The sequence below is a fragment of the Pseudomonas sp. 1152_12 genome (assembly GCF_052850675.1).
Genome location: NZ_VXCW01000055.1, coordinates 1 through 681, shown reverse-complemented (window position 1 = coordinate 681; position 681 = coordinate 1). Strand labels below are relative to the sequence as shown.

1 pseudogene is annotated in these 681 nt (G+C 53.7%); it reads right to left on the bottom strand.

The annotated features are described in order from the left end of the window. Positions 1-664: pseudogene (locus FW764_RS28080) on the bottom strand (hypothetical protein); the annotation flags it as partial. Positions 665-681 lie beyond the last annotated feature (17 nt).

Here is a 681-nt window from a genome sequence, read left to right as displayed (position 1 = left end):
GACTGATCTTCTGAAAAGTCGACGGCTTAATGAACACCCGATACGGCCCATCCCCGGCGGCCTCTGCGGCGCTCAAACGGTGTTCGGTGGGGACACCGTCCAAAAAGACGGAAACCAAGTCGTTCATACGGGCGTTCTGATGCTTATCAACCAGAGTCCACATTCCGTTTGCTGCTGTGTTTGCATCAAAATCCGAGTATTCCGGAAAACTTTCAGCCACCACGCGCAATCCATCGTGCCCGGAGATGTCCGGCCTAAGGTCTATGCCTGCAGGGTGGGTTTTCTTGATCAGATACGTCTCAGTAGGCGAACGACTTATCTGACCGTTAGACCTGCGCAGCACTTCCCAGTAAATCTCGACTAAGCCCTCCTGCTGGCTGCTCGGGATGAGGGTGTTCATGGCGACGGTCAAGAAGTAACTCGATGCCTTGGTGGTAACGGTGTCCTGGCTCAACACTTTGCCATCACTGCACACGTAGAAGATGTCACCGATGGAGTTATCTGACCAGGCCACGGAGGAAAACTCGGCACGAGGGTCGATGGCGCGTAGACCCAAGGCCCATTTTGCTTTTTCAGGGTAGTTGAGTTTATCAATCGCGATGGCAAAGGTCGCGCGGGGTGATTTCAGGGATATGTCAACGGTTGAGTCGGTTGGAGTCGTCATCATCATTACCTTGCGGG